The organism is Paenibacillus sp. FSL R7-0340 (assembly GCF_038002205.1).
Classification (GTDB): Bacteria; Bacillota; Bacilli; order Paenibacillales; family Paenibacillaceae; genus Paenibacillus; species Paenibacillus polymyxa_B.
Genome location: NZ_JBBOBY010000003.1, coordinates 57,371 through 83,793, shown reverse-complemented (window position 1 = coordinate 83,793; position 26,423 = coordinate 57,371). Strand labels below are relative to the sequence as shown.

Sequence of the window (26,423 nt, the reverse complement as noted above, 5' to 3'; positions counted from 1 at the left end):
CGCCTGCTGATGTATTGCAGGCGCTCTTTTTGGCTTTACAGCTTATTCAGAATGTTATCTTCCAAAACCGCAGACTTATCCCCGTATTCTTTAATAATATGTCTTTCTCCCCAAGCACAAAGAGAATCTAAAATGCCTTTCAGACTACATCCATATTCACTAAGCTCGTACTCCACTTTGGGTGGAACCTGATTATAGCTAATCCGATTGACAATGCCGTCTTCCTCTAATTCACGAAGCTGCTGAGTCAGCATTTTTTGTGTTATGGAAGGCATCATCCGTTTTAATTCGCTTGTCCGCATCTTTCCATGTGTCAAGTGACACAGAATCACGCATTTCCATTTCCCTCCGATCACCTCTAACGTCGCCTCAACAGAAATATTGTATTTTTTCTTCCCCAATGCCGATCCCCCCATGTGTTTCGCTTCTGTTATACATACCTTAACAGTCTGTTTTGATCAAAAAGAACTTTATTTAGGGTACTTTTTAGTACCTATATCACTAAAAAGTACGTACTGTTCATATTTGCTTGAATAACTCATAATAACATCTGCTGGTCGAAGATTTCTATAGATAGGAGTGAAAAACATGTCGCCAGAATCAAAACGAAGTATCTGGCCATTACTGGCTCTAGCCGTAAGCGCCTTTGCGATTGGAACAACCGAGTTCATCAGCGTGGGACTGCTTCCCCTGATTGCTGAAGACTTGCACATATCTGTAACGATGTCTGCACTAACTGTAACGCTGTATGCATTAGGGGTCACCATCGGGGCACCTGTCTTGACCTCATTAACATCAAGTGTTCCCCGTAAAACGTTGCTGCTGTGGATCATGATTATATTTATTGCAGGTAACAGCCTCGCTGCGGTCTCTAGCGGAATTGTCTTGCTGCTGATTGCACGTGTGATCTCGGCGTTCGCCCATGGGGTGTTCATGTCCATCGGTTCCACCATCGCGGCCGATCTTGTGCCGGATGATCGGCGAGCGAGTGCGATTTCCATTATGTTCTCCGGCTTGACCGTAGCCACGGTTACAGGCGTACCTTTGGGTACCTACATTGGGCAGCAATGGGGTTGGCGGGCAGCATTTATGGCGATTGTGGTCGTCGGTGTAGTGGCACTCATCGCCAATCTGATTCTGCTGCCATCTACGCTGCGCAAAGGGAACAAGACTCCTTTCCGCGAGCAGGTCAAACTGGTTACCAATGGTCGCTTGCTACTCGCATTTATCATTACAGCTTTGGGGTATGGAGGCACATTTGTGGTATTTACTTATTTATCTCCATTACTTCACGACATAACCGGATTTCAGCAAAGTACGGTAACGTTTATACTTTTGCTGTATGGAATTGCGATTGCTATCGGTAATGTCATTGGCGGAAAAGCAGCCAACCGCAAGCCGCTTTCAGCTTTGTTTTACATGTTTTTGATTCAAGCAGTGATCCTTTTTCTCCTGTTGTTCACGGCACCTTTTAAAACGGCAGGACTGATTACGATCTTCTTTATGGGATTGCTTGCGTTTATGAACGTGCCCGGGCTACAGGTATATGTAGTCATGTTGGCCGAAAGGTTTGCACCCAAAGCTGTCGATGTTGCCTCTGCTGTTAATATTGCAGCTTTCAACGCAGGGATAGCCATCGGAGCTTATGTAGGCGGGATTGTAACGGATTCACTCGGTCTCATTCATACGGCCTGGATCGGGAGCATTATGGTTTTCGTTGCGGTTCTGCTCACAGGCTGGAGTCGTATGCTCGAAAAAAGGGATACAACCCCCATTACAGGTTAAAGCTTTTAAAAAATAGAGAGGAAGATACAAAATGACACAAAACTTACAAAGCACAACATTGTTAAACAACGGAGTTCACATGCCTTGGTTTGGCATTGGGGTATTTAAAGTGGAAGAAGGTTCGGAGCTGGTCGATGCTATAAAGGCTGCTGTAAAGCATGGCTACCGCAGTATAGATACAGCTGCAATCTATGCGAATGAAAGCAGTGTAGGGCAGGCTATTCAGGAAGCCCTTCAGGAAAATAATCTGTCCAGAGAAGATCTGTTCGTCACGTCCAAAGTGTGGAATGCAGATTTAGGCTATGAAGAGACACGAGCAGCTTATGAAGCCAGTCTGGACAAGCTGGGTCTGGAATATCTGGATCTATATCTGATTCATTGGCCAGTTCAAGGAAAGTATAAAGAAGCTTGGAGAGCTTTGGAATCCTTGTATAAAGAAGGACGGATTAAGGCGATTGGAGTCAGCAACTTCCAGATTCATCATTTGGAAGATCTCATGAAGGATGCTGAAATTAAGCCAATGATCAATCAGGTGGAGTTCCATCCACAATTAACCCAAGCCGAGCTGTTGCAATTCTGTCAAAAGAATGACATTCAAATGGAAGCTTGGTCTCCGTTAATGCAAGGCCAATTGCTCGATCATCCGGTACTGCAAGACATAGCGACCAAGTATGGCAAATCGGTGGCGCAAGTGATTTTACGCTGGGATGTGCAGCAGGGAGTTGTCACCATTCCCAAGTCTACCAAGGCGCATCGGATCGTCGAAAATGCCGACATTTTTGACTTCGAACTGACGCGCGAGGATATGGATCGAATTCAGGCGTTAAATGCCGATCTTCGAGTAGGTCCAGATCCGGATAACTTTGATTTTTAAAATTACGTTCATTATGATACGCCGTTTCCTTCTTCAGAAGGGACGGCGTTTTGTGCATGATGGGTCTGGAGCCACAGCAATCCAATCCCGCCATATGGTATTATAGGGTTATGTGAAAAGAGACGTTTTGGAAGCATATGAATATGAAAAATCTCCGGGGGACTTCATGAATAAGACGATTGCAGATATAGCCCAAATGGCTGGTGTATCCAAGAGCACGGTATCCCGTTTTTTGAACGGCGGGTCTGTCAGCGTGGATACGAAACGTAAAATTGAAAAAGTGGTTAAAGCCACGGGGTATGTGCCCAATGCCTTTGCCCAGAGTCTTAAGGCGAAGCGGACCAACATTATCGGCACCGTTGTGCCGCGTCTGGATTCTTTTGCGACATCCCATACGTTGATGGGGATTGATGAGGAGCTGCGTTCTCAGCATTATCAGATGCTGATCTCCAATACGAGCCAGGATGTACAGCGTGAAATTGAAGCTATTTATGAGCTGGGCCGACAAAAGATTTCGGGTATCATTTTGCTGGCTGCTCAAATCACAGACGACCATCTGACCGCGATTCGTGACATCGGTATTCCGGTGTTGCTGGTGGGCCAGCAGCACGAGCAGCTTCATAGCCTTATCCATGATGACTATCGTGCAGGATATGATATCGGCACGTACGTTTTGTCACAGGGACACCGCGAAATTGCCTACGTTGGTGTTACTGAAAAGGATGTTGCCGTCGGTGTGCAACGCAAGGAGGGCTTTAGGCAGGCTGTTCGCGATGCATTGCCTGCTGAGTCTCATACGGACGATGCGATGCGAGCAGCAGGGTATGATATCAGATACTATGAGACCGGATTTAAAATGTCCGATGCACGGATTGCTGCATCCGCCATTTTGGACCATTTCAAGCCATCGTTAATGGTGTGTGCTACGGATAATATCGCGCTGGGCGTAATCAATGCGGCTTATTCCAGAGGGATTGTCATCCCGTCGGATTTGTCGGTAACTGGCTTTGGGGGATACGATATTACGGAGGTCATTCACCCTGCCCTGACAACCGTTCAATATCCGTATATGGAGGCTGGACGTGTAGCAGCGCAAAATATTATGCGGCTGGTAGAACATAAATCGGTAGAAAAAGTGACGGTCATGAATTATTCCCTTATCGAAAGAGAAAGCGTTGACAAACGCTGAACAAGTGGATTATAATTTCTTCGAAACCGGTTCCATAGCATTCGGGCACAAATGGAATCGGTTGCAAATCCATGGATGAGTATATATTTTTAATCGCAAGGGAACCGGTTCCGATAGAATATTTTTTTCATTGGTTTGGAACCGGTTCCTGAGGCGAAAGTTTTAATAAAAATGAGGTACACCTATGAAAATGACAAGAGAACAAAAGTATCGAATGATCGAGCAGGCAGAGCCCGGTGAAATAGCCAGCTTGGAGGAGAAAGTGGAGCAATGTCACTGGCGGCAGGTGTTTCATATCCAGCCACCGACAGGTTTGCTCAATGACCCCAATGGCTTTTCATATTACCAAGGTGAATACCACTTATTTTATCAGTGGTTTCCGCTCGGAACGGATCATGGGATGAAATACTGGTATCATCTGAAATCGAAAGATTTGGTCACATGGAATAGTGCCGGCATTGGCATCGCACCTGGGGATTATTTTGATTCGCATGGGGCTTATTCGGGCAGCGCACTGGAGCATGAGGGCAAGTTATATATGCTGTATACGGGAAATGCACGAGATGAAGACTGGATCAGACATCCTTATCAATGCATGGCTGTTATGGACGAGAATGGTCACATTACTAAATGGGAGCACCCCGTTATTTCCAATGTGCCAGAAGGGTATACAGACCATTTTCGTGATCCCAAGCTATGGAAAGACGGCAATAGCTTTTACTGTGTGATTGGTGCCCAGAGAACGAATTTAACAGGCTGCGCCGTCCTCTACCGATCAACCGACCTTCGTACGTGGCAGTTTGAGGGAGAATTGTGCACAGGCCTGGAGTCGTTTGGCTACATGTGGGAATGTCCAGATTATTTTGAACTGAACGAAGCGGGTGTCTTGGTCTTTTCTCCTCAGGGCTTGGAGCCTTCTGGGGATGAAAATCACAATATTTATCAATCGGGCTACGTAATCGGCAAGCCGTTGGATACCGGAACAAGAAGACTGGAGCACGGCGCATTCCACGAGCTCGATAGAGGCTTTGACTTCTATGCGCCACAGACGATGATTGACCCACAGGGGCGGCGTATTATGGTGGCATGGATGGGCCTGCCGGATATCGAATATCCCACAGATCCGAACGGATGGGCTCATTGTCTGACATTACCAAGGGAGCTTACGCTTCATGAGGGCAAACTCTTGCAGCGGCCGATCCCTGAGCTAACTACGCTACGTAGAAATCGTGAGGATCGGGTAGCTGACACGTTATTCTCAGAGAGCAAAACCTATGAAGGATTTACAGGTACGGCCTATGAGCTGATCTGTGAGGTAGATCTTTTGAGCGCTAAGGTGTTTGGTATTGAATTCCGTGCGAGTGAGACTGAGAAGACGGTGATTAAATATAATGCCGTCAGCCGCAAACTTGTATTGGACCGTTCGCAATCAGGTGAGCCTGTAGCCACTTCGTATGGTGAGGTACGGCAGTGTTCATGGGATAAAGATCATATCAAACTACATTTGTTTGTAGATACGTCTTCAGTTGAGATTTTCGTCAATGATGGGGAAGAGGTGTTCACCAGTCGTATTTTTCCGCATCCAGAGAGTGACGAAATACGCTTTTTTGCCGACAAGGGAGAGGCTCTCTTCCAGGCGGTAAAATGGGATTTTACATGAGCAGGCTAAAACATCAAGTGGTTCGTTAATCATCAAACATAACGGAATGAACGAGAGGATGAACATCATGGCGGAAAACAGAGAAATAGCTAAAGAAGTGATCCAGGCAATCGGTGGGCAAGAAAATATTGCATCTTTTGCTCATTGTGCGACGCGCTTGCGAATTATGGTGCATGACAAGGAGAAGATTGATCAGAAAAAAGTTGAGGAGATCGACAAGGTCAAGGGTGCTTTTTTCAATTCCGGGCAATATCAGATTATTTTTGGTACGGGTACGGTAAATCGAATTTTTGAAGAGGTCGAAAAGCTTGGCGTAACCGGTTCATCTAAAGAAGAGGTGAAGAGTCAGGCGAAAAAAGAAGGAAACGTCTTCCAACGCTCCATCCGTACCTTTGGCGATGTGTTTGTACCGATTATTCCTGTACTGGTTGCTACGGGGCTGTTCATGGGGCTACGTGGCTTGCTCACTCAGCCGCAAATTCTCGCTCTACTCGGCATGACGCCACAGGACATTTCACCCAATTTTCTATTATACACACAAGTATTAACGGATACGGCCTTTGCTTTTCTGCCAGCGTTAGTCGCATGGTCAGCCTTTAGAGTATTTGGTGGCAGTCCAGTGCTGGGTATCGTTCTTGGTCTGATGCTGGTAAACCCGGCCTTGCCCAACGCTTATAGTGTTGCGGACGGCTCAGCTCACCCGTTGACGATGTTCGGATTCATTCCTGTGGTGGGCTATCAAGGCTCAGTATTGCCAGCTTTCTTCGTGGGCTTGATCGGAGCCAAGCTGGAGCGGGCGCTGCGCAAACGGGTGCCTGAAGCGCTAGATCTGATTCTTACACCGTTTTTAACACTGTTAATCATGATCACTTTGGGATTATTTGCCATCGGTCCAATTTTCCATTCACTCGAAGAATGGGTGCTGCACGGAACAACGTTTGTGCTGGATTTACCTTTCGGTATTGCAGGGATTGTCATCGGTTTCTTGCATCAGATTATCGTCGTTACAGGTGTGCATCATATATTTAATTTCTTGGAGATTCAACTGCTTGAAAAGAACGGCGTAAACGCCTTTAACGCCATCATTACCTGCGCTATGGCTGCTCAAGGTGCTGCCTGTCTGGCGGTTGGACTGAAAACGAAGAATAGCAAGCTGAAAGCGTTAGCACTTCCTTCCTCGTTGTCTGCTTTTCTAGGGATTACGGAGCCGGCTATTTTCGGGGTCAACCTGAGATACATGAAGCCTTTTGTCATGGGCCTCATCGGTGGTGCGGTTGGCGGTTTTATCGCTTCGGTCTTCCATTTGGCGGCTACAGGTATGGCAGTTACGGTCATTCCGGGCACGTTGCTCTACATGAATCATCAGCTTCCGCTTTACATTTTGGCGAACTTGGCTGCTATGGTGGTAGCGTTTGTCCTGACCTGGATGTTTGGCTATAACGATAAAATGTTGGAAGAGGTCAAAACAGCGGGTTCTTCAACTTAATATCATTTCAAAATAAGCACGGATACGCATATGAATGAACTATAACGGTCGCCCTACTTTGGAGCGCTCTTGGCCCTTGTTGAAAAGGGATGCTAGAGAAGCTTCCAGGTGGGGAGACCTTTTTTTATAGACTTTATCATTACGTATCCGGTTACGTAATTTGACTTTGGACGTTAGTCCGTTTTCAAACGCTCAATAGACTGAAAATGTTCCCTTATGCCGAATGGTTGTCCATTTTTATCTGTCAGACTTCTGGAAGGAGACAAAATATTGTGCCAATGAGGTAAAAATTACAAATAGTATGCACACTATGGGTATTTTGTGTGTTATTATATAAATGTTGTTAAAATTTAGTATTTGGGAGGCGATTATTCGTGAAAAAATTTCTTGTAACTATGTTAGTTGTCATGCTGGTAGCCATCGGATTGACCCCAGCAAGCTCCTATGCAGATTCCTCTTCATCGGCTAAAGAATCTTCCCCACAGTCTTTTTTTCCAGCATATTCTTCAATTGCTAATTCGGATTCACTATTGAGCGGTTTGACGCCTGAAGAATATAATGAAGTTATCAAAAATGCGAAACCCATAGAATCAATTGCTGTTGAAAAAGAAAAGACTCAACTCGATCAAAAGATTTCTCCTATGTCATTGGGAGCATGGTCATTTAGTCACCATTCTCGAGACGATGGGGCTATTTACTCTAATAAGTTTTCGGTTAATAACGCAGCTATCCTGAATTTCCATGTAGTACAATGGGCAGATGGTAGTTCTTGGTCTAGCCCTGAAGTAGGTTACCTGCTCGTGAACAAAAATTATCTGGGAGAGGTTTTTGCCGTTTATGGAAGATATACAGATGAAAATAGGGATTTTCAAATTAAAGCTCCAGGTTTTGGACAATATCAGGTAATGGTACTTAACCTCAATGATTATACGATTTCAGGAAATGGATACGTTACGTTTTAATACTATTTTATTTAACGATTATTATGTTTTTTTATGAACTCGTTATAATACTAATATTTTTTAAAATACGTAATACATCTTTTGGGAAGGGAGGTGTGTGCGTGTGAACAAGCGACTAAGAACAAGTGTTGTTGTTTTAGGTCTAACTGTTCTTATCGGAGGGGTTATAACCGTCATTCAAAGCCAAACTTTTGCTAATGAAATTAAAACTGAGGTTAAAGTAACCGGCGATTCTAAAACCAGTGTAACCAAAACTGAGACTAAGGCAACCGATGATTCTAACTGGCTCTCACCAGAGAGAAAGAAAGAACTAACTCATCTAGCTCAATCTAAACAACCCCATGTCCTGTTAACTGAGCACGGAGATTTTTATCCCGTTAAGGTTCCAAACAAGTTTCAAAGCGATCAGGTTGCAAATTTGGATAATAAGGGGGAAGAAATAACTACTAAAACAAAGCAGGTCATTTTAAGAAATTTCACCTACGAAAAAAAAGAGGAAGAAAACTAATTTTCCCAGAGAACGCTCGAAAAAATGAGCGTTCTTTTTTCTAGCTTCAAATTTAAAATTGCTTCGTATCATCTTCCCATAATCCTATTTCTGTAGTTCTAAACGATTGAGGAACGTTCATCCAGAAATTCGGACGGCGAGCAGCCTGTCAACCGTTTGAAGATTCGATGAAAATAGGAAACATCACTATATCCCACATACTCCGAAATTTCACGAATCGTTAGCCGGGACTCGGTCAGCATGTAGATGGCGGTTTTAATACGTTGTGTATGTACATGCTCACTGATCGTTTGGCGTGTTACCTCACGCAGCAGCGTCGCGGCATAATTGGGGGTTTTACGGATGGCGTCGCCAAGCTCCTCCTTGGTTACCTTTTCCCGGTAATGGTTCTGGATATACTGTTTCATATGTTCTACATGTCGCTCTCGATCGCAAGAAATGGCGCCTTTGTCCCATTCCTGATTCATATATATCATGGCCTCGGTCAGCAGACAGTCAGCCATCATGGTGTAGTAGCTAGGGTGTTCAGTCCATTGAAAGTACATCGATTTGATCCGTTCATGCAGCATATCGTAGCATCCAGGTTTGATCAACAACGGCTTGTCAGTATTCAGTATGGGAAGTGTGCTGTTCGTACATGTTTTGCGACAATGTATCACATACTTGGTATGAAAAAGCGTAGGAATGCTCTTGCCATAGTAATCCAGATGACCGGGTAAAAGCAGTGTTTCACCCTTACCGAGAATGAATTTGCAATCGTTCACCCAATATACACATTTGCCAAAGGTGACCAAAATGAACAGTAAGTCATCGTTGTCGCTATTTGCACTAGCCTTTTCATACCAGTCCACACCGTTGTCCTGCCGTATATCCACCAATGTAATCACGAAACTCACTCCCCGATGTCTTCAATATTCATTATACTGTAGTACATTCATCATACTATAGTTCATAGTCTTGGTGCACGGGTACAGGTAGAATAGAGCCATATAAGTTTAATGTAGATAGAGAAGCAAAGTGGAATAGAAAACCATACAGTAAAGACATTCAGGAGGATGACATTACTATGCTTAAAACGAAAATTATTTGTACTATGGGACCTGCCTGTGACTCCATTCATTTGTTAAAAGAAATGATTCAGGCTGGTATGACTGTAGCCCGCTTGAATATGGCTCACGGTGAACTGGAAGATCACGTTAAACGTATCGAAAATGTGCGGCAGGCTGCGAAGGAAATGAATACCTTTATACCTGTCATGATGGATATTAAAGGACCAGAAATACGGATTGGCAAGCTGAGAGAGGCATCTTGTCTGTTGAAACCAGGTAGCCAGCTCATTCTGACCACAGAAGAGATTCTAGGGGACGAGCATCGTATTTCAGTGAATTACCCGGATATGCCGAAGGACATCAAACCAGGCGACCGCATTCTCATTGACGACGGTTTGGTTGATCTGACTGTAACCTCCATCGAGGGTACGGAAATGATTTGTAATATTGTAAGCGGCGGTATTTTGAAGCCGAGAAAAGGTGTAAACCTGCCAGGGATTCATACAACCCTTCCAGGCGTGACGGAGCGAGATGTGAGGCACATCCAATTTGGGGTGGAGCAGCGCGTTGAGCTTATTGCGGCTTCTTTTGTGCGTAAAGGCGACGATATCCGTGAAATCCGTGAGATTTTGAAGGGACATCATGCTGAGCATGTACAAATTTATTCCAAAATCGAAAATGCTGAAGGCATGGAAAACCTGGATGATATTATCGAAGCTTCCGATGGCATTATGGTAGCCCGTGGCGATCTGGGCGTCGAAGTGCCGATTCAAGATGTGCCTGTGATGCAAAAAGAAATGATAGACAAGTGTAATCTGGTCGGCAAGCCCGTTATCGTAGCTACCCACATGCTGGAATCCATGCAGGTGAACCCACGTCCGACGAGAGCCGAAGTTAGTGACGTGTTTAATGCTGTTATGCAAGGAGCCGATGTTGTTATGCTGTCGGGCGAATCTGCTGCAGGTAAATATCCTGTCGAGTCTGTACGGACCATGGCCGCTGTAGCTGCCAGAGCAGAATCACAATTCGATTATCAGGAGCAGTTCGATAAGCGCAGAGCACGTCAAAGCACCAACATTACGGAAGTGATTAGTCAGGGAGCGGTGAGTTCGTCCCTGGAACTGGATGCGAAAGCGATTATTACGTCGACTGCCAGCGGATTCACGGCACGTATGGTATCCAAATATCGTCCGAAGGCACCTATTATTGCGGTTACTCCGAATAACACGGTATTCGCTAAAATTTGCCTGTTATCCGGTGTGTTCCCGATCAAAGGGGATAAAGTAGCTACAACGGATGAAATGTTCGAATCCTCCATCCGTAACGCGCTGAATGCAGGTTATATCCATAAAGGGGATACTGTAGTTCTGTCGGCAGGTGTTCCAGTCGCTGAGGCAGGTACTACGAACTTGATCCGAGTATATCAAGTGTAAGTTAAAACAAAATATAGACAAGCCAAAAGGCGCTCATCCCATCGGGGAGCGCCTTTTTGACATGAATTCGGAAGCACCTCTGAGGGGTCATGGACTACGGCGTAAAGCGGGCCAAGTGTGTCACTGCTTACAGCCCGAACACACTTTTAGCAACGACCTGTGTCAATTCTGCCTTATGGGCTTCGTATTGCTCAGGCGTAATGCTCTTATTGGCCAGTCGTTGATCCAACTGCTCCGTTAACTGAGCTACCTGTAAATCAACAACAGCCTGTGCGTCCTGTTTATTGGATTGTGCAATATCTGCCAAGGTTTGACCGTTATATAACGCATCATACAATTGCTCATCCGAGGATGCGCCCAGTGTTTTCAAAAGTTCATCATCCTTGGAAGCTTCATTATCCTGTACCTGAGGGGCTCTCTCTGGAGCCAGTGTAGCAGCATTAGCCCGACTTCCCCAAGTAGAAGACTGCCCAATAGATAACGCCAGCAACAGTGTACAAATGACCATAATTCGTTTTCGATTCATAAGTGTAAATCTCCTTTGTGTTTCATTCAATTTCTGCCAGGGTGGAGCCTTATATGGATATCCAACGGGAGTAATGTTTATGCCTTTAGCCGATCCGGCTTTATGTAATTACCAGATTCTAATATACATCATACACACCCAATCTTAGCGCCAGCTTAATACTCGTTTAAAATAAACTAAAAGAGGAGGATGTAAACAGGTAACAGCAAAAAAATTTCATCGATGCTCGTAGGAGGGCTCGTACGATGGATGTGATCTATCCTTCGGTCCCTATTTTTTTCTTTGACCAGATTTTTCGTATCCCATGCATACAGAGCAGCAGCAGAGGCAGAAAAAGGCCCATAGATAAGGAAAAAGGTGTCCATATTTTTGCATCCCAGGATTGCTGGTATGGGACATTTGGGTATATGATCACCGACATGACGATCAGGATCATTCCGATAGGGAAGATCAGCGGACGATCATCTTTTAGATTAAAGATTTGGCTAATGGCTATCATAATCGATTGCATATACAGAGCCAGCCTGAAAAAGAGCGAAATAAACCACATAGCGGCCATGATCGCTTCAATACGCTGAAGAAAATTTCCAATGTTTATTTTTTGGGCTAATGAATAGCTCGGATACATACTTCTTGCTGTTAATTCATGGCCGAAAACCAAAACGGCCAATACAATGACCACAACCAGAATCAACCCGCCAATCAGTCCCCCTGTTAAAAAAGCCCTGCGCGCTTGATCGGGCTGATCGACAAACGGAAAAATCATTAGAAAAACAATATGGGTCAGAAACGCAATACTAATAAAGGACAAGGCGGCAGACCAAACGGGTCCGCCTCCCTTCTCCAGCATCGGTTGGGCGTTCTCCAGTTTGATATTGGATACGACTAAAATGACAAAAGCTGTATACAGCAAAATGAACAAGGGAAACAATAGTTCAGCAGAACGGGCTACCGTTTCCAGTCCCAGGCGCACGCCCATCAATACAATGAGCGCAAAGAGGATGTTGACCGCTTGCATCGGCGTTTCCGGCATCATTTGAGTAGTCAAAAAATTCCCCGAATCATACAACACCGCAGCAGGACCCCCCAGAAAAAACATAACCATAAACAGCAGAGCAACAGACTTCCCCAACCACTTGCCCAAAAGGGTCTCCATGATTTCAATCAGGGTCATCTGTGGATACAGGATGGTAATCGTGTTGTACAGCCATATCAACAGCAGCCCGGAGCCCACTCCGACGAGTGCTGCGATCCATGCATCCTGTTTAGCAGTGGCGGCCATAACGGAAGGGATGACGAGGATTGCAGTGCCGATTGTAAATAATATCGTTAAGATCAACAATTGCCGTGTGGAGATTTTAACTTGCTTAGGCACCATCTTCACCTCTATCTTCACGTTTATCATCCGGCTTGTTATTCTTCTTTGTCCCCAACCTTTTCAGGGCATGTATACTGAGCAGCAGTAAGGGAAGAAACAACCCGATTGATAGTGAATAAGGAACCCACGTCTTTGTATCATAGATTTGTTGATATGGGACATTGGGATACACGATGACGGACATGATGACTAAAATCATCCCGAGAGGAAGCACCAGTTGCCGGTCGTTTTTCAAACGAAAGATTTGGGCTATTGCTGTCACAGTAGTGTGCATGTACAGCGTGATTCTGAAAAAGAGTGAAATAAACCACATGGTAGCCATAATTGCTTCGATACGCTGTAAAAAATTGCCGATGTTAATTTTTTTGGCTAACGCATAGCTAGGATAAATATTTCTTGCCGTTAAATCAGGACCTAATACAAAAACTGCCAGTGCAACCACCACGACCAACATTAATCCGCCAATTAGGCTGCCTATGAAAAAAGCTTTACGGGTTTGATCGGAACGATTTACAGAAGCCGGGAAGATCATGAGCAGAATAATATGAGGTATAAACACAGTGCTAACAAAGGACAGGGCAGCAGGCCAAATAGGTCCCAATCCCGCCTCTAATACAGGTTGAATGTTTTCTAATTTAATATTGGACACCACTAAACCTGTAAAAGAAATATAAAGAAGAGTAAATAACGGAAACATCAGTTCGGCAGAACGGACCAGCACTTCCAGGCCCAGCCGAACAGCCAACAATATAATAAGCGCAAAAAGGATATTTACCGCTAGAATTGGTGTTTCTGGTATCATTTGAGTAGTCATAAAATTCCCTAAATAAAATAAAACGGGAGCGGGAGCATTGATGAAAAGTGTGGTGAAAAACAGAAGACCGACGGCTTTGCCTAACCATTTTCCGAGCAGGGTTTCCATAATCCCAATCAGAGTCATCTCTGGATACAGAGCTGCAATCTTGCTGTACAAATACAAGACAAGGAGCCCGGCCCCGACCCCGACGAGCGCGGCAATCCACGCATCTTGTTTGGCTACCAACGCCATGCCTGAAGGAATGATGAGGATTGCACTCCCGATCGTAAATAGAGCCGTTAATATCATAATTTGGCGTGCTGAGATTTTGATCTGTGCGGGCACCTATTTCACCTCGTCTTATTTTATTAGACCGATATGGGTCAGGAAATCACTGAAAGGTCTATATACCGCTGTTATCCAATCCAGAGGAGTTGGAATAAGCCAGTTTAATGCCTTGGCGCAGCAAATTCCGACGGCAAAAAGGAGAAGGATGGAGAATAACCAAAGCTCTTTTTTTAACCCCTTTTTCCACATGTAGGGGACCTCGATCAAGCTGATTGCAGCAGCGGTTAGTAATATGCCCAGAACTTTCACCATATGAGATAGCATCTTGGGAAACACCTTCTTTTGTAGGGTAAGGTTCTATACAGGAGCCAGATCCCCCGCCGTATCTGACAAGGGATTTACTCCTTAATATCATTCAAAAATGAGCTGCCAATCGTGCCCAAGCGCCGAATCTTGAAATTGACCTTGATATTTACGGGTAATTCTGCAAAGTGCTCATAATCCCAATTTTTTTTAATGGATTTCCAGGTTCTCGGGTCAGCGCGGTGAATGGCTTCACCGAATCCGAAAATGTCAGCTTTGTATGATTTTTGAGCTTTTCTGACAGCCATTTTCATAATCTCTTCTATCTTTTCTTCCTCTTTCTTCTCAATGTCATAAATCGTCCCCACCTGGGTCAGATCCAGGTCATTACACTCGACTTCTCCCACGTTGGCCTCAACCTGCATTTTTATATTGACCTGGGGCTCCCCCCTATAAACGTTCCCTTTTATAGTTGTTTGGGTACGAATGATTTCCGAAACGACTTTGCCGCCTCTGGGGCAAGCTACAAAGCCGACAGAGCTCTGCACTTTGCCGCGGATGAAATTGTAGCCTCTACTTTCAGTTTCATTTAACCACCCGATTAATCGATCTTTTCTAAATACAGCAAGTCCGGAATACTGTAATCGGGCGGATGGGGCGATCTCTTGCACATTGCCGCTTGTTTCTCCCGTTTCTTTATTGCCAACGATTCGGAGTCCTGTCAAGACAGGCTGCATTCCTTCACTGGTGAGTGCTGATACCAATTCATCCAAAGTTACTGTCGTACTGGGTGACCAGTTTTTTTGTGATGTTTCCAGAGAGGAGAAAAGGTCGTTTGCGGGAATCGGATCTAAAGGTGTCATAATTTTTAACGTATCCTCCGCACTAGTGCCCTTGGACACTACAATATAAAAATCAGTGCGGAATTGATGATATCTGGAGAGTAAATCTAAAGATTTCGCCATTCCTTCGGTGGCCATCGATTCACCGATTACACATATACGCAGATGAGAAAAATACATTCTCCGGGGGCTAATCGTTGTTATTTTTCGGATCGCTTCAAATATGGTATCCGCTTCTTCTGTATACAAGGTGGCTGGAGCACCACCGCCTGCTCCTTTTTTGGCCGATGCTTTTCCAGGATCCACCACTTGGAGAGAGACCCGGAATTGATCTCCTTGTTTATCAATCCCCATACCAACGGCGATGGCAAGTTCATTCAACTCCCTGCGATTCCAACAGCCCGTCAGAAGTAAAACGAGTGCAAGAATCAGGCACAGAATCGCTATCTTCCGCTTCATGATTATCCACTCCTTTCCGACTGTTTCTCTTTTCTTTTATTCCCTTGATTTGCGAGGTGGAGCGCTGTTTCGACGTTTGACATTCTTCTGATCGACTAACCGTGGACGTGAAGTCATCATCCAGTGAGGAAACCGAAATATGGTGTCTTTGGTGTCCGTCGGTATTAGAGGTGCAAAAGGAGTCATATAGGGAACACCGAACGAACGAAGGCTGCACATATGCAGGACCAGGGCAATGCCTCCAACGATAATCCCGAACAGCCCAAAGGAAGCGGCAAGTCCCATCAAGGGGAACCGCAGCATACGAAAAGCGATGGACATATTATAGGCAGGGAGAACAAAGCTTGAAATCGCCGTAATCGATACGACAATAACCATTGCTGCAGATATGATGCCCGCCTCGACGGCAGCTTGCCCGATGACGAGTGTGCCTACGATAGAGACGGCTGCCCCGATGTACTTCGGCATACGAACTCCAGCTTCCCGCAATATTTCAAAAGTTAATTCCATCATGAGTGCTTCGATAAAGGCGGGGAAGGGAACGGCCTCCCGCTGTGCTGCCAGACCGATCAGCAGTGAGGTCGGCAGCATTTCCTGATGAAACGTAGTGATGGCAATATATAGGGACGGACCTAACAGGGAGATAAAAACTCCGGTGTAACGAAGAACCCGGATGAAGCTGCTGATGTCCGCACGCTGATAATAATCCTCCGCCGCATGCAGGAAGGAAACAAACAGCGCAGGTACGACAAGCACAAACGGGGTCCCATCCACCAGGATCGCGATTTTTCCTTCCAACAGCTCGGCGGCGATGACGTCTGGACGTTCGGAGTTATATACTGTTGGAAAAGGGGTGAAAGTTTCGTCCTGGATTAACTCCTCGATATAACCGCTTTCGAGAATGCCGTCTACATCAATGCGATTCAATCGCTCATGCACTTCCTCGACCAATTTAGGGTTCACGATCCCTTTGATATACATGACAGCGACTTCGGTCTGGGTTACACGACCGATTTGTTTGGTTTCCAGCCACAAATTCGGATCTTTAATCTTACGCCGAATCAATGCCGTATTCGTGCGCAGTGTCTCAGAAAATCCTTCCCGCGGCCCACGGACGACATTTTCCGAGGCAGGCTCGGTGACACCGCGATCCTTCCATCCACGTGCGCTGGCTACTATTCCCTGTGTCTCACCGTCAATCAAAATGACAGCATCCCCGGACAACAGCGCGTTATATAAGGTTTCAAAGTCGATAATCTCCCGGATGCTTCCAATGGTTAGGGCATAATCTTTCAATACTTGCATGACACTAGAGGAGTTCTGGAGCCTGCACTCTACGTCTCTGGACAAGCTACTATCCAGCATCATCGATTCCATAATGAAGTCGGAGACTATATTTTTGTCCGCCAAACCGTCCGTATAGAGAATTGCAATGAGCTGGTCACCATCTTTGCCGATACGAACTTCTCTTATGATGATGTCAGTGCTGTTACCGAGTGCTTGTCTGATTTGCTGAAGATTGCTTCCGATATTCGCACTGAGCTGCTCTCCTGAATGCTCAGACTTACTTTCGCTGTGCTGGACTGGCGGCTTTTTAACTTTGTTAGGGGGGGTTCTTTTCCGAAAACGCATGAACGTTCTCCCTCTCTTTGAGGATACTTTTTAATCCAGTATGGACGCAGGGGTCTCCAGATAAACTTACTGCTGAAATTTCGATGGGGGAGATACAGATATGAAAAAAACCTCCTTCACAAAAGTGAAAGAGGTTTTAGACATCTACAACCATTACAATTTAGGGTTTTTCCCATACTTATTGTCGCCAGGCTGACTGTCTTGGCATGTGAATACAATCAAAATAATTGACCCTACCAGAGGAATCAGAGCGATTAGAATCCACCATCCGCTTCTGCCTGTATCATGCAGTCTACGGGCCAGGACGGCCAAGGATGGCAGCAGGACAGCCAAAGAATAAATGTAAGTCAATATCGGTGATAAGCCAACAAGACTATCGATCAGACTGATTACAAAGCTAACGATTACACTAAATAGGATAAACATCCAATACTCTGTACGTCTTGCTCTACCTTGGAATCCTACATAGTTTTTTAATGCATTTAAATACCATTGCATATATTTTTCACCTCCTTATAAAATCTAAACGGTTCTTTACAGTATCCGTAAAATTGTCCTTTTAGGTATATCGGCAGGAAACATATAAAATTTTACTTGTAAAATTATAACTTTAAACTAGAAATTTACGCAATACATTTATTAATGTTAATAATTCGATGAATAATTTATAAAAATATAAAATTACATATTGAATTTTCCATATCCATTGAATAATATAGAGGTACGGTTAACCGCTAGGTTTGAAACGTCCTTCTTAACAGAAGGTGCTTTTATTTTCAAATCAAGTGAAAGCGCTTTAATGATGAATAGGAGGGATGAGCAACATTAAATTCGAGGCTGAAGAAGTTAATACAAACATAATCCTGACCGCTTTCTCAATATTTTTTTATGTTATCAGGGATGTTCAAAACGAGAGGAGATTGATTTATGAAGCAATCATTTGTTCGTAAAGTAACGGCAGCTTCACTGGCAGGTGCACTGTTGTTGCCTGCTTCTTTGGTAGGCGCCGAGCAAACACTCAATTCAGATACAGATGGAATTCAAAATGTGGGGCAAACTTCCCTTCAAGCTCAAGACCTAGAAAACTTTTCAATTCAAAGTAAAAAGGCTGTCTCTTTCAAGGAGACTTCCGTACATGATCCATCCATCCTGAAAGTGAAAGACACATTTTACATTTTCGGCTCACATCTGGCGGCTGCCAAGTCCAAAGACCTCATGAATTGGGATACGATTGCTACAGGAGTGGCGAATGGTAATGCATTGATTCCCAACGTCAAAGAAGAATTAAAGGAAGCACTGGATTGGGCACAGACAGACACCCTGTGGGCAGCTGATGTCATTCAACTGGCAGATGGCAGGTTCTATATGTATTATAACGCTTGCAAGGGTGACTCACCGCGTTCAGCAATGGGCCTAGCAGTTGCTGATAAAATTGAAGGGCCTTATAAGAATAAAGGCATTTTTCTAAAATCCGGCATGTGGGACCAACCGAGTGAGGATGGGACGATCTATGACGCAACCAAGCATCCAAATGCCGTAGACCCGGACACCTTTTATGATAAAAACGGCAAGTTGTGGATGGTATATGGCTCTTACTCAGGAGGCATCTTCATTATGCAGATGGATGAAAAAACAGGGAAGCCGCTCCCTGGTCAAGGCTACGGTAAAAAGCTGACAGGCGGTAATCATGCTCGTATGGAAGGGCCGTACATACAATACAGTCCGCAAACGGACTACTATTACTTGTTCCTGTCCTATGGTGGATTGTCAGCGGATGGCGGATACAACTTGCGGGTGGCTCGGTCCAAAACACCGGATGGTCCTTTCTACGATGCTGAAGGCAATGATATGATCAAGGTCAAGGCGAATCCTGATAAACCACTTTTTGATGACGCTTCCATTGAACCATACGGTGTCAAACTGATAGGTAATTACCTGATTCCAAGAGAAATTGGTGATCCGGGTACTGGACTGGGTGCAGGTTATGTGTCACCCGGACACAACTCGGCTTATTATGATCCCAAGACGAAAAAGCATTTTGTCATTTTCCATTCCCGTTTCCCGGGGAGAGGCGAACAGTTTGAAGTGCGGGTACATGAAATGTTCATGAACGCTGACGGTTGGCCTGTGGTTGCTCCTTATCGTTATTCGGGAGATGAAGATTCACTGAAAAAGCTGTCAGAAAAGGATGTCCTCGGTCAATATTCGTATGTAAATCACGGGAAGGAAATTTCGGCAAATATTAAGCAAGCCGTTAACGTCAGTCTGGATAGTGGCGGCAAGCTGTCTGGTGGAGTGAACGGTACATGGAAGTTGGGGGCAGGCAATCAGCTGGAAATTACAGCAGAGGGCACGAAGTACAAAGGTGTATTCCTGCGGCACCGTGATCCAGACACAGGTGCCAAGACGCTTGCTTTTACCGCGTTGTCCTCCAAGGGTGTTGCGGTATGGGGTTCGCTAAAGCCTGACCTGAAGGCCAGCAAAATTGTAGCTGCTGTGCAGAAGGATCTGAGCCTGGGCGATACGAGCAATGTTCTTTATAATCTGACGCTACCTACTCAAGCAGCACAAGATACCACTATTTCATGGGAATCCACCCACCCGGAGAATATTTCTGTGACAGGTGAAGTATACCGTCCAGAAGCCGGCTCTCAGCCTGTAACAGTTACATTGACAGCGACCATCAAAAAGGACAAAGCCACAGCTAAGAAAAACTTTACAGCCATTGTTCCCGGGCAGGCCCGAGGTCCTCAGCTCGCACGCTATTCGTGGAGTGAAGATCAAGGAACTTCGGTTGTCGACAGCACATACAATCAATTCGATGGTAAGACCTATGGTGGTGCTGCATGGGATAAAGACGGGAAGCTTGGCGGTGCGCTTGTCCTAAACGGTAAGGATGGTTACGTGCAACTACCAAATACAGTAACAGATGCGAAGGATTTTACCTTTTCCGCTTGGGTGAACTGGAAGGGCGGTGCAGCTTGGCAACGGATTTTTGACTTCGGCAACGGCCAAGCCCGGCATATGTTTCTTACCCCTTCCCAAGGAAACGGTGTGCTCCAGTTTACAATCCATGAGGGTACGGATCAAAGCTTGCTTTCCAAATCATCATTACCTCTAAACCAGTGGACGCATGTAGCGGTTACACTGGAAGGGAATACAGGAAAGCTGTATGTAAATGGTGAGGAAGTAGCCGTTAATGACAGCATTACCTTTAATCCCAATGAGTTGCTGACGAGTGAGGCTTATCTCGGCAAAAGCCGCTTTGCCGCCGATGCTTACTTCAATGGCAGCCTGGATGAAGTTCAAATGTATAACAAAGCGCTGACAGCAGAGGAAATTAAAGCACTGGCAGAATTGTAATTCAAAATGAGCAAATAAACGCAGGAGATGAGCTTTTAGTAAGAAGTTCGTCTCCTGCACAATGTTTTGTATATTTATTTCTTGATTGCTGGTATAATAGGAAGCAACTGCGGATATAATGTTTTAAGTAGGCGTTAATGACTCACTCCCGCCGAATGAACACAGCTTTGAAGCAGCAATAGAAGACATAAGCACTCTGCATAAATTAAATTCACCAGTGCTTGCGTTTTCAATACACTTATGGTAATATGAGTATATTGAAATTGTGACCTGAGATTCACATATTGTAGAGGGTTATTGTTTTAGGTTGAAATAACCTTGTGCAATATGTGAATTTTTATTTGTCAAAAATAAAGGTCATATAAATACATTTTGGAGGTAATTCCATGCAAACAGGTACAGTTAAATGGTTTAACGCAGAAAAAGGTTTCGGTTTCATCGAGGTTGAAGGTGGAAGCGACGTATTCGTACATTTCTCCGCAATCCAAGGCGAAGGTTTCAAATCTTTGGACGAAGGCCAACGCGTAGAATTCAACGTAGTTGAAGGAAACCGTGGACCACAAGCTGAGAACGTTGTAAAACTGTAATTTAAAATTACAGCCTACTTCAGATGCCCCGAACATAGCGTTTGGGGCATTTGTTTTTATCTGTTCACAAGACCGTTTTTGAACTGATTACATCTTATCGCTTTATAAATCATGAAGAAAGAGGGATGTTTATGTACAATTCACGGAAAAAGCCAATGGATGAGATTCCTGAGGAAATTACAACTGTCTGGAATTGCGCCAGCGATACATGTAACGGCTGGATGCGGGATAACTTCGCTTTTTCTGTCGAGCCGACATGCCCCATTTGCGGTTCTGCCATGGTGAAGGGCGAGAAAAAGCTGGCTGTTTTAAATAATACGAGCTTTAATCATACCAAACAATCCTAAACGGATAAATGTTTGTAGTGAAAGATGCCCCATAGCCATTAACGGCGCTGAGGCGTCTTTTTTGTTTTTTATAAATATGAATTATACATAAGAATGAACAGGTTTTCAATTATGGTGTGGAGGATGGGGCTAGTATGCTCAGTAAGATAGAATTAAATTCGGGTAGCGCTTCGTAAAATACACCGTGCCCGCTTCGTTCGAAAGGAATAAGCTTTGATCCGGCAATTCCTTTTTGAGTTTGGACAGCCAGGGGGAAAGGACAGACCCGATCCAGCTTGCCGTGTAGAATCCAAGTAGGCACGTGTATACATGGTAGGTCAGCGCGCAAATCAGAGTCACGCAGTGAATACAAAGTACAAGCCATGCTATGAACTGTAGCCGCGAAACCCTGATCACGTAACCAATCGCGTAAGCTCTGGCTAACGGGATTCGCAAACAACATCTCGCCAAAAGAAGTTACCAGTTGTGGACGATCTGTATAGGCTTGTTTGATGAGTTTATCTACCTCTGTGACAGGAGTACCGTAAGGGAAGTCGCTGGTTGGGGTGAATCGGGGCGTAGCTGCTCCGATCAAGATCAACTGATTGACGCCAAATCCCCGGTGCCTGCTCATGTAGCGTGTGACCACAGCTCCCCCCATCGAAAAACCGATCAGCCGTACCTGGTTTAACTGAAGCGCCTGCATAACAGCCAGCAGATCGTCCGCCAATCGATCATAATTGTATCCATACCATGGTCGATCAGACTTGCCGAACCCCCTAAGATCAACCTGAATACAGCGATACCCGTAAGCAGGCAACAAGGCGGCCTGATATTCGTACATTCGGTGATCCAGCGGCCAGCCGTGAACCATCAGAACAGGGATGCCTTCTCCAATATCCTCGACATACAGCTTCACGCCGCGTTCCACCTCAATATAATATCCCATCGTGTTCACCCCTTTAGAAATCACGAAATTTCATTCTCTCTCACATATATGTAGCCAGGGCTTAGCTCATTCGAAAAAGGGATGAGACTGTCACGATATAAGCATATATTATGTTAAAAAATGTATGTCATCCTAGATAGGGATGGGATATAATTATGGAATGAAACAGCATCGGGAGAGTGGAACAATGACACCATCAAAAACATTAAAATGGATTACAGGCGGATTGGAGCTGTTTTTAGCTATTCCCGTTTTGGGCGGGCTGCTCGTCGTAAATTCCGCGTATACTATATTGTTCTTTATGCTGATTTTCCACATTGTTACGTTGGTGCTATCGGTGACGAATAGAGAGTCTTATTATGGATCTATTTTAGGGATCGTGACCTCGGTTATTGGATGGATTCCGATTGTGGGCTGGTTGATGCATTTGATCTCAGGCATATTTTTGATGATTACCGCAGCCCAGCAGCCGCGTGATCAGTATCGTAATCGCAATCCTTATGATGATTATCGCTACTAGGGGATGTGTGGCGATACAAAGATGAAAGATCCTGTTGAACAGGGTCTTTTTTTATTTATGAAATCTCCCCATGATTATGGTGTTGTAGTATTTTCCATCTGAAAGAACCTTATCGTTTTTTAATAACCCTTCGATCTCAAATCCATGTTTTTTATAGAGCTCAATGGCTTTATCATTCGTTTCCAAAACTTGTAGAGTTATTTTCTTGATGCCATTGGAGTCAGCCCAAGAAATAGATTTTTTTAAAAGATTCGTCCCGATCCCATAACCCCAAAAATCCTTTAGTACGCATACGCCAAATTCAACTTTATGAGAGAATCTGCTCAGAACATGGCCCTCACATCTTGAAAAGCCGACGATTTTATCATGAACTACCGCAACTAAAAATAGGTTTCTGTTATTCTCTGTATCTGATTCAATGAGCTGTTCAAAACCGGATGTACTTATAAACGCTTCTCCCTTCTCTCTGTCTAAATTTTCAGTCTCTCCATCAATCAGCAAACGGATTTCAGACAAATTCTTCGCATCTTGAATCATGGCAGATCTGATCGTATAGCTCATTCCTCGTATCTCAAATTCCTGTTTATTTATTTTCATTACATTCTCCTTATTATGAATTTTAGTGAAAAATGACCTCTGGATCATGTTAGTCTACCACATATTATCTTGTTTACATGACAAATAAGCTTGTCCCCTCCTGTTGTATCAGCAGCAGGGGACAAGCTTATTGATTTCTCAATCCGTACAGGGAAGCCGGATTGAGATTTATTATACATGGGTGGATGTGCCAGATTAACAAATGGTTCTTATGAATGCGACTTATTGAGCTACGGCTTCTTGGAAAACGGGAGCTGTAGCTATTTCTGCTTAGCAGGAGCCTTGGCTGCATCACCTTGAGCAGGAGCTTTACCTGCATCCGCTTTACCGCCATCTACTGGTGGTTTGGAGGGTTTTACGCCATTCACCATATCTGTCATCATTTTTTTTAGATTAGAGACACGTTGGTTATATTCAGTTGCTGTAATCTTGCCGTTTTGTTTTTCCGTAGCCAGTTTCGCTTTCATATCTGAAACCATCACATCAATAACGGAATTTACGCTCACACCTTGTGCTTTGGCGATTGTAGCAAGGGATTTACCTGCTTTCAACTGTGTATCCAACTGACTGGAGGACAATTTCAATAATTTCAGGAGAGCTTTGTTCTCAGCATAGTTTCCTCCTGCCATTTTAGGGCCGTTAGCATCTCCGGGGTTACCCTTAGGTGCTTGTGCTTTGTCTGCAATGGGAGCCTTCTCAGGTGTAGTTGAAGCAGCATGGGCTGCGCTTGTGGAGTATAGTGCACCGCCTCCTAAAAATGCCAAGGCCATCGTTCCGGCCAAAATTGCTTTCTTGGTGCTCTTCATCTTCATTTTCCACCTTTCGGTTATGGTTTGTTTGGTACGTGATACATCATAAGGCATCAACTTGAATGCTATCTGAGTGCAAGCTGAGCATTTACTGAATGAAATTTGGAAGCATGACTAACATTTTAGTAAGATGGTACTTGTATTACGTGTATTAAGTGATATAATACACTACAGGCACGATAGATGCAGCCGATTAGGGGGAAACACCCATGGAAGAACAACGGGTTGGCTCGTTCCGGTTTTTAATTGACTTCAGCCAGCCATTATATGAGCAAATATTAAATCAAGTACGAAGCTCCATTGCTAAAGGGGAGATCGAAATGGGAAGCAAAATGCCATCTGTTCGTGATCTGGCGCAGGAACTACGCATGAATCCGAATACTGTGATGCGGGCGTATCAGGAGCTGGAGCGGGACGGATTGACTGAGAAGCGGCGCGGGTTAGGCACTTATGTTACTTCGTCCAGTGAACGGATTGCCAGCTTTAGGGAACAATTGGCTATAACGTATATAGATCAGTTTCTCGGACAGATGAGCAGCCTGGGGTTATCGTGGGAAGATGTACAGCAGTATATACGAAGCAAACAGGACGGAAATGACGAGGGAGGAGGCGAAGGGGCATGACGGAATCTATTGTGGTTGCGAGTCATCTGACGAAGCAATATGAAAGTAAAAAAGCGCTGGACCACTTGGATGTCGTCATTCCGGCGGGACGCATTGTAGGGGTGCTTGGACCCAATGGCTGTGGGAAGTCCAGCTTCTTTCGAGCAATCACCGGATTAATTCGGCCGGATGGGGGCGAGCTTCAGGTATTGGGGCAAAAGCCAGGTTGGGAAACCAATCGTGGCATATCCTATCTGCCTGACCGGGCTCGCTGGTACCCTAATCATACGGTGCAGCAGACACTGGAGTGGGGGGAATCCTTTTTGCCTGGCTTCAATATAAAAGATGCCTATAAACTTGCTGATCATATGGACGTAGAGTTGGAGTTGAAAATGGCCGGGTTGAGTCGCGGACAGGAGGCACGTGTGCTACTGATTTTATGTCTGGCGCGTGAGGTTCCGCTCATGATCCTGGATGAACCGTTTGCGGGCATTGATGTCCTCTCCAGAGAAGCGATCGTGGCCGGGATTATTGATTATTTGGAGGGTCGCCAGCAGTCTATACTCATTAGCACGCATGATATTCAGGAAGTGGAAGGCTTGTTTGACTACACGGTCATGATGGACCGCGGACGGGTCATATGGTCTGGTGATTCGGATGATCTGCGTGCAGAGCATGGCTCGCTGAATCAGGTGTTCCGCAATTTGTACAAAAAGGAGTGGAAGGCGTGAATTCATCAGGGCTGTTCAAAGATTTGATACGCCATGAATTTCGAAATAAAGGAAGCTGGAGAAAGCAGAGCCGCAATCGACTACCGAGATCGTGGAGACTTGTGTATTTCTCATTATTTCTAATTGCGGCGTTCGTTATTTCCTTGTATTTCGCGCTTCATAACCAACTCGAATTGACAAGGCTGTGGTATGTCACCCTGGGTTTGCCGTACATGATCATTTTCATGGGTGCGGGAAGTCTGAGAAGAGAATGGGAGAATGACACCTACGGATGGTGGCTGACTCTGCCCTATCCGCGTATGTGGCTGATTAGCGCCAAATGGATTGCTGCTATTTTACAAGCCGTGGTCGTGACCTTGTCCCTGTTTGTGGTAGGTTCTCTGTACGCGCTGTTCATCTCATCCACCATCCAGCCTTATACGTTTGCGGATGCAGCGTCCTTTATTATAGCTGGATTGAACTGGTTTGTGATGATTATCGCCTTCACACCGTTGGTTATTGCGCTGGGTCTGCTGACGGCCAGTACCAAATACAGCACCTTGCGGCCGATTAGCCCGATACTCTGGATTCTTTTGATGGGTGGCGGGAGTGTCTTTTATTGGTCAGGCGATCAGGGGCTTTATGAGCAGTTTGACCATGTTCAAACAGGACAATGGTTTTCTTTTACCTGGCATTTCCCGATTGCGGTGCTGATCAGTTGGGTTGCTGCATATGTATTAATCCGCTTGAGCGCTTATCTACTGGAGAAAAAACTGTCGATTTAGGCTAG

27 protein-coding genes are annotated in these 26,423 nt (G+C 44.9%); 15 read left to right on the top strand and 12 right to left on the bottom strand.

Annotated features, from left to right (window positions below; translation table 11 throughout):
* Positions 1-35: 35 nt before the first annotated feature.
* Entirely contained in the window at positions 36-401 is a 366-nt protein-coding gene (locus tag MKX59_RS26385) for a winged helix-turn-helix transcriptional regulator (protein WP_013308345.1), read from the bottom strand.
* Between the two features lie 187 nt (positions 402-588).
* Between MKX59_RS26385 and MKX59_RS26380 the strand changes: the two genes are divergently transcribed.
* The 7 genes from MKX59_RS26380 to MKX59_RS26350 all read left to right on the top strand — a co-directional run bounded on the left by MKX59_RS26380 (position 589) and on the right by MKX59_RS26350 (position 8,464).
* Positions 589-1,785, top strand: coding sequence for an MFS transporter (locus MKX59_RS26380; RefSeq protein WP_328801474.1), 1,197 nt, complete (start codon positions 589-591; stop codon positions 1,783-1,785).
* A 31-nt stretch (positions 1,786-1,816) separates the two neighbouring features.
* Positions 1,817-2,659, top strand: a complete 843-nt coding sequence (locus tag MKX59_RS26375; RefSeq protein WP_023986591.1) for an aldo/keto reductase — start codon at positions 1,817-1,819, stop codon at positions 2,657-2,659.
* Between the two features lie 166 nt (positions 2,660-2,825).
* Entirely contained in the window at positions 2,826-3,848 is a 1,023-nt protein-coding gene (locus MKX59_RS26370) for a LacI family DNA-binding transcriptional regulator (RefSeq protein WP_023986592.1), read from the top strand.
* Positions 3,849-4,032: 184 nt separating this feature from the next.
* Complete coding sequence (locus MKX59_RS26365) at positions 4,033-5,508, top strand: glycoside hydrolase family 32 protein (RefSeq protein WP_028541940.1); 1,476 nt, start codon at positions 4,033-4,035, stop codon at positions 5,506-5,508.
* Between the two features lie 67 nt (positions 5,509-5,575).
* A complete protein-coding gene (locus MKX59_RS26360; protein WP_081326318.1) occupies positions 5,576-6,994 on the top strand; it encodes a sucrose-specific PTS transporter subunit IIBC in 1,419 nt (472 codons plus the stop codon).
* A 374-nt stretch (positions 6,995-7,368) separates the two neighbouring features.
* Entirely contained in the window at positions 7,369-7,956 is a 588-nt protein-coding gene (locus MKX59_RS26355; protein ID WP_028541942.1) for a hypothetical protein, read from the top strand.
* 103 nt (positions 7,957-8,059) lie between these two features.
* Positions 8,060-8,464, top strand: coding sequence for a hypothetical protein (locus MKX59_RS26350; RefSeq protein WP_023986596.1), 405 nt, complete (start codon positions 8,060-8,062; stop codon positions 8,462-8,464).
* 98 nt (positions 8,465-8,562) lie between these two features.
* Here the strand turns inward: MKX59_RS26350 and MKX59_RS26345 are convergent, their stop codons facing one another.
* Complete coding sequence (locus MKX59_RS26345; RefSeq protein WP_023986597.1) at positions 8,563-9,351, bottom strand: helix-turn-helix domain-containing protein; 789 nt, start codon at positions 9,349-9,351, stop codon at positions 8,563-8,565.
* Between the two features lie 179 nt (positions 9,352-9,530).
* On the opposite strand from MKX59_RS26345, the gene pyk reads away from it, so the two are divergent.
* A complete protein-coding gene (gene pyk, locus MKX59_RS26340; RefSeq protein WP_023986598.1) occupies positions 9,531-10,946 on the top strand; it encodes a pyruvate kinase in 1,416 nt (471 codons plus the stop codon).
* A 127-nt stretch (positions 10,947-11,073) separates the two neighbouring features.
* On the opposite strand, the gene MKX59_RS26335 is transcribed toward pyk, so the two are convergent.
* The 7 genes from MKX59_RS26335 to MKX59_RS26305 form a co-directional block, all read right to left on the bottom strand.
* Positions 11,074-11,472: a hypothetical protein gene (locus MKX59_RS26335; protein WP_023986599.1), complete on the bottom strand. Its 399-nt coding sequence runs from the start codon at positions 11,470-11,472 to the stop codon at positions 11,074-11,076.
* Between the two features lie 256 nt (positions 11,473-11,728).
* Positions 11,729-12,868 carry a GerAB/ArcD/ProY family transporter gene (locus tag MKX59_RS26330; protein WP_308457640.1) on the bottom strand — a complete coding sequence of 380 codons (1,140 nt, stop codon included), beginning with the start codon at positions 12,866-12,868 and terminating at the stop codon, positions 11,729-11,731.
* A complete protein-coding gene (locus MKX59_RS26325; RefSeq protein ID WP_023986601.1) occupies positions 12,840-13,991 on the bottom strand; it encodes a GerAB/ArcD/ProY family transporter in 1,152 nt (383 codons plus the stop codon). Before MKX59_RS26325 ends, MKX59_RS26330 begins: the two co-directional genes overlap by 29 nt.
* 15 nt (positions 13,992-14,006) lie before the next feature.
* Entirely contained in the window at positions 14,007-14,258 is a 252-nt protein-coding gene (locus MKX59_RS26320) for a hypothetical protein (protein ID WP_023986602.1), read from the bottom strand.
* 74 nt (positions 14,259-14,332) lie between these two features.
* Entirely contained in the window at positions 14,333-15,538 is a 1,206-nt protein-coding gene (locus MKX59_RS26315; RefSeq protein ID WP_023986603.1) for a Ger(x)C family spore germination protein, read from the bottom strand.
* A gap of 36 nt (positions 15,539-15,574) precedes the next feature.
* Positions 15,575-17,170 carry a spore germination protein gene (locus MKX59_RS26310; RefSeq protein WP_076295736.1) on the bottom strand — a complete coding sequence of 532 codons (1,596 nt, stop codon included), beginning with the start codon at positions 17,168-17,170 and terminating at the stop codon, positions 15,575-15,577.
* Between the two features lie 153 nt (positions 17,171-17,323).
* Complete coding sequence (locus MKX59_RS26305) at positions 17,324-17,668, bottom strand: DUF805 domain-containing protein (RefSeq protein WP_023986605.1); 345 nt, start codon at positions 17,666-17,668, stop codon at positions 17,324-17,326.
* Positions 17,669-18,097: 429 nt separating this feature from the next.
* Here MKX59_RS26305 and MKX59_RS26300 point away from each other — a divergent pair, with 429 nt between their 5' ends.
* The 3 genes from MKX59_RS26300 to MKX59_RS26290 all read left to right on the top strand — a co-directional run bounded on the left by MKX59_RS26300 (position 18,098) and on the right by MKX59_RS26290 (position 21,467).
* Entirely contained in the window at positions 18,098-20,533 is a 2,436-nt protein-coding gene (locus tag MKX59_RS26300) for a LamG-like jellyroll fold domain-containing protein (RefSeq protein ID WP_076295737.1), read from the top strand.
* 386 nt (positions 20,534-20,919) lie between these two features.
* A complete protein-coding gene (locus MKX59_RS26295; protein ID WP_007428290.1) occupies positions 20,920-21,120 on the top strand; it encodes a cold-shock protein in 201 nt (66 codons plus the stop codon).
* A 131-nt stretch (positions 21,121-21,251) separates the two neighbouring features.
* Positions 21,252-21,467 carry a cold-shock protein gene (locus tag MKX59_RS26290; protein WP_013308357.1) on the top strand — a complete coding sequence of 72 codons (216 nt, stop codon included), beginning with the start codon at positions 21,252-21,254 and terminating at the stop codon, positions 21,465-21,467.
* A 109-nt stretch (positions 21,468-21,576) separates the two neighbouring features.
* Here MKX59_RS26290 and MKX59_RS26285 read toward each other — a convergent pair whose 3' ends face one another.
* The gene (locus tag MKX59_RS26285; RefSeq protein ID WP_075153571.1) at positions 21,577-22,395 is read right to left on the bottom strand and encodes an alpha/beta fold hydrolase; all 819 of its coding nucleotides are present in this window, start codon (positions 22,393-22,395) and stop codon (positions 21,577-21,579) included.
* A 187-nt stretch (positions 22,396-22,582) separates the two neighbouring features.
* Here MKX59_RS26285 and MKX59_RS26280 point away from each other — a divergent pair, with 187 nt between their 5' ends.
* Complete coding sequence (locus MKX59_RS26280; protein ID WP_013308359.1) at positions 22,583-22,915, top strand: hypothetical protein; 333 nt, start codon at positions 22,583-22,585, stop codon at positions 22,913-22,915.
* A gap of 51 nt (positions 22,916-22,966) precedes the next feature.
* Here MKX59_RS26280 and MKX59_RS26275 read toward each other — a convergent pair whose 3' ends face one another.
* Both MKX59_RS26275 and MKX59_RS26270 read right to left on the bottom strand, forming a co-directional pair.
* Positions 22,967-23,512, bottom strand: a complete 546-nt coding sequence (locus MKX59_RS26275) for a GNAT family N-acetyltransferase (RefSeq protein ID WP_028541950.1) — start codon at positions 23,510-23,512, stop codon at positions 22,967-22,969.
* Positions 23,513-23,772: 260 nt separating this feature from the next.
* Positions 23,773-24,318 carry a hypothetical protein gene (locus MKX59_RS26270; RefSeq protein ID WP_160788852.1) on the bottom strand — a complete coding sequence of 182 codons (546 nt, stop codon included), beginning with the start codon at positions 24,316-24,318 and terminating at the stop codon, positions 23,773-23,775.
* A 212-nt stretch (positions 24,319-24,530) separates the two neighbouring features.
* On the opposite strand from MKX59_RS26270, the gene MKX59_RS26265 reads away from it, so the two are divergent.
* The 3 genes from MKX59_RS26265 to MKX59_RS26255 are packed head-to-tail and all read left to right on the top strand — an operon-like array spanning position 24,531 to position 26,418.
* Complete coding sequence (locus MKX59_RS26265) at positions 24,531-24,944, top strand: GntR family transcriptional regulator (RefSeq protein WP_023986610.1); 414 nt, start codon at positions 24,531-24,533, stop codon at positions 24,942-24,944.
* Positions 24,941-25,654 carry an ABC transporter ATP-binding protein gene (locus tag MKX59_RS26260; protein ID WP_023986611.1) on the top strand — a complete coding sequence of 238 codons (714 nt, stop codon included), beginning with the start codon at positions 24,941-24,943 and terminating at the stop codon, positions 25,652-25,654. Before MKX59_RS26265 ends, MKX59_RS26260 begins: the two co-directional genes overlap by 4 nt.
* The gene (locus MKX59_RS26255) at positions 25,651-26,418 is read left to right on the top strand and encodes an ABC-2 transporter permease (protein ID WP_209940819.1); all 768 of its coding nucleotides are present in this window, start codon (positions 25,651-25,653) and stop codon (positions 26,416-26,418) included. Before MKX59_RS26260 ends, MKX59_RS26255 begins: the two co-directional genes overlap by 4 nt.
* The last annotated feature ends 5 nt before the right edge of the window (positions 26,419-26,423 follow it).